This is a genomic window from Shigella sp. FC1967 (assembly GCF_001743005.1).
Taxonomy (GTDB): Bacteria; Pseudomonadota; Gammaproteobacteria; order Enterobacterales; family Enterobacteriaceae; genus Proteus.
This window is the reverse complement of record NZ_MIIZ01000774.1, coordinates 1-3422: the sequence shown is the minus strand read 5'-3', so window position 1 is coordinate 3422 and position 3422 is coordinate 1. Positions and strand designations below refer to the sequence as shown.

The following is a 3422-nucleotide window of genomic DNA, read 5'->3' as shown; positions in this document are numbered from 1 at the left end:
TCATGTAAAACTATTCTCATTTAGAGTAAACTTATTAAAAAAGATATTTTTTTAAAGGACGAAGTTTTTCTTTATTTTTAGGTACGATAAATAAAAATAAAAATAGAAAGACACAAAAAATGTAGATTAAAATAGTCATATCTTCAACTTCACCAAAGGATTAAACATCAGCGCATCATTTAAATGCTCTGGGGCGAAATGCGAATATCGCATAGTCATTTTAATATCGGTATGACCTAATATTCGCTGTAAAACTAAAATATTACCGCCTGACATCATAAAATGTGAGGCAAAAGTATGTCGTAAAACATGCGATGATTGCCTATGGGGTAATTCAATATTGGCGCGTTTTATTGCTGAACGAAAAGCAGAATAGCAGGGCGTAAATAATTGACCTCTACGCTTCGGAATTTTATTAAACAACTCTTCTGATATAGGTACAGTTCTATTACGTTTATCTTTTTTTTCAAAATGAATAGCTAACATGGCTTTTGACGAAAACCCATAAGCTTCGATTATGCGATCTAAGATAGCTATGTTGTCATCTTCTGGCTGAAATTTAAACGTTCTCATAAGAGTTAATTCCCAAAAGGAAAACAAACGCCCTTGATTATTGGCAAAATGAGCATTGTTGCTTTCTTTGGTTTTCAAAAAGAAAATATTTATCAATATTTGACGATATTGATCATTAATGTCACTCAAGATTTTGCCTTATGAGACCTAAAATTACAATTGCTATACCTGAGCTTTACTTACCTTTAGATGAATACTGTCGCTGTCTAGGTACAACTAAGGTTACTGCCTGCCGTTTAATTGAGTGTGGAAAGTTATCCATTAAACCTAAAGGTGATCAAAAAAAAGTTTGGTTGAATATGGTTGCTTTGACTGTTATGGCTTTAAATGGGTATGAAGTTTCACTAGAAATGAAATTATTCTTTCGCATTTTGAGAATAAAAACCATGTTTGATTATCAGGTTTCCAAACAAGCGTGCTTTGATAATGCATGTGGTGCTTTCGCAAGTATCCATAAAGGGGATTTAGTACAAATAGCCGTTAATGTCAGTTAATGAAATAAGCGATTCTAATGTGCCGGTTTTATTTATTAACGGCGATCAGTGAAGTTGGAAAATTAGCAACTAATAATTATTTCACCTTGATAGATAGAAAAAGGATAACGATAAAAAATTAACGCATTGATAATAAAAGATTTCATACTTTACGTGGGATGGATAATCCATATTTCACGCGAGAGCAATTTCAAGGATATTTATTTTTCAGTGAGTTATAGATTTTTGAAACTGAAATGATTAAGAAAATTTATTTTTGAGATGCTTGGTTAACATAGAGTGGATGTGAATGGATTATCTGGCTTTATTATTTTTAATGGTTTTTTATTCTGTTTGTTTTTTATTAATTATTAAATTTTATTACGACTAATTATTTTTTAAATAAAATCGATAACTTTCGGCTTTCGGAAGGGATAGATAAAAAAACTCGTGCGACACTTTTGCGACACTCAGCGATAGAAACAAAAAAGCCACTTATCTCTAAGTGGCATAAATGTCTGATTTCTCAGCGTAAATTTGGTGGGTCGTGGGAGGCTCGAACTCCCGACCAATTGATTAAGAGTCAACTGCTCTACCGACTGAGCTAACAACCCGATGTGCTGATTATTCTCCTCTCAAATGCGATGGTCAAGTGCTTATTTTGATTTTTTTTCAAATGGATAAAATATCGCCATATAAATTAAAGAAAGGATCTTGTCTGGTTATCAAAGCATCATTCATTTTACTAAAAGTGATCTTTTCATTACTTATACTGAGATTTGTGTCACAATAATTTCGCAAACACATTGCCGCGTCAAAAAATAAAATAGCGGTGAAAACAACATCGAAAATATGAAAACACTTCAGGTATGGTATGGAAGATCAAACAGAAATTTCTCCTCCCGCTAGAGTAAAGAACGCTACTCTTCAGCGTGGGCTAACAAATCGTCATATTCAATTAATTGCGATTGGTGGTGCTATTGGTACTGGTCTATTTATGGGATCAGGGAAAACTATTTCGCTCGCTGGACCATCAATTATTTTTGTTTATATGATAATTGGCTTTGTCTTGTTCTTTGTGATGAGAGCAATGGGGGAGCTGTTATTATCAAATTTAGAATATAAGTCATTTAGTGATTTTGCGGGTGATTTACTCGGACCATGGGCTGGCTTCTTTGTGGGGTGGACATATTGGTTTTGCTGGGTCATTACAGGTATTGCAGATATTGTCGCGATAACATCTTATATTAGTTATTGGGCTCCTCACTTTCCTGAATGGGGCACTTCCTTTATTTGTGTACTGACGTTACTTATTTTAAATTTAGCAACAGTCAAACTTTTTGGAGAAATGGAATTTTGGTTCTCCATGATAAAAATAACCGCCATTGTCTCTTTAATTATTGTTGGTATTGTTCTTATCAGTATTGGGTTTGAATCGCCAGCAGGACACACGGCGGCACTAGAAAATATTTGGAATGATGGGGGAATGTTCCCTAAAGGATTAAGTGGATTTTTTGCCGGATTTCAAATTGCTATTTTTGCTTTTGTTGGGATTGAATTAGTCGGTACTGCTGCTGCTGAAACGCGTAATCCAGAGAAATCTTTACCGAAAGCGATCAATGCTATTCCTATCCGTATTATTACTTTTTATGTATTAGCATTAGCCATTATTATGTCAGTAACACCATGGCGTTCTATTTTGGCGGATAAAAGCCCATTTGTTGAGTTATTCGTTATGATAGGGATACCTGCTGCCGCAAGTTTAGTCAACTTTGTGGTATTAACCGCTGCCGCCTCTTCTGCGAATAGTGGGATATTTTCCACTAGCCGAATGTTGTTTGGTTTATCTAAAGAAGGCGAAGCACCAAAACAGTTTAGTCAATTATCTAAACGTGCAGTACCTGCCAATGGGTTGTTATTTACGAGCTTATGCCTATCATGTGGAATTATATTAATTTACTTTATTCCTGATGTGATGCATGTATTTACCTTGGTAACAACCGTCTCTGCATTATTATTTATGTTTATTTGGAGTATGATTTTATGCTCTTATTTGGCATATCGTAAAAAAACGTCCGCAACTGCATGAGAAGTCTATCTATAAAATGCCTTTGGGCATTATTATGTCGTGGTTATGTCTTGCATTTTTTGTATTTATGACAGTGTTATTAGCTTTTGAGCATGATACTCGTCAAGCATTAAGTGTGACTCCATTATGGTTTATCGCATTAGCAGTTGGTTATCAATTCGTTAAGAAGAAAAAACTGGCTCAAAAATAATCCAATAGTGCTAATAGTGATAGTGTAAAAGTGAAAAGCCTTATTATTAAATAAGGCTTTTTATTAAAAATAAAATGCTATTGCTAATAAAATAATT

The 3422-nt window shown here is 34.1% G+C and carries 1 protein-coding gene, 1 tRNA gene and 2 pseudogenes; 2 read left to right on the top strand and 2 right to left on the bottom strand.

Features of this window, described 5'->3' with window-relative positions; genetic code table 11:
* Positions 1-135: 135 nt before the first annotated feature.
* Positions 136-462 (bottom strand): annotated as a pseudogene (locus tag BHE89_RS12640) (tyrosine-type recombinase/integrase); the annotation flags it as partial.
* A gap of 251 nt (positions 463-713) precedes the next feature.
* On the opposite strand from BHE89_RS12640, the gene BHE89_RS27460 reads away from it, so the two are divergent.
* Positions 714-1067 (top strand): hypothetical protein, encoded by a 354-nt coding sequence (locus tag BHE89_RS27460; protein ID WP_458694220.1) that lies wholly within the window; start codon positions 714-716, stop codon positions 1065-1067.
* 517 nt (positions 1068-1584) lie between these two features.
* On the opposite strand, the gene BHE89_RS12630 is transcribed toward BHE89_RS27460, so the two are convergent.
* Positions 1585-1660, bottom strand: a tRNA-Lys gene (locus BHE89_RS12630).
* Positions 1661-1920: 260 nt separating this feature from the next.
* Between BHE89_RS12630 and cycA the strand changes: the two are divergent.
* Positions 1921-3325 (top strand): annotated as a pseudogene (gene cycA, locus BHE89_RS12625) (D-serine/D-alanine/glycine transporter).
* The last annotated feature ends 97 nt before the right edge of the window (positions 3326-3422 follow it).

Excerpts from the sequence above, each read along its gene's own strand:
- BHE89_RS27460 (WP_458694220.1), top strand. The coding sequence starts at position 714 with ATGAGACCTAAAATTACAATTGCTATACCTGAGCTTTACTTACCTTTA.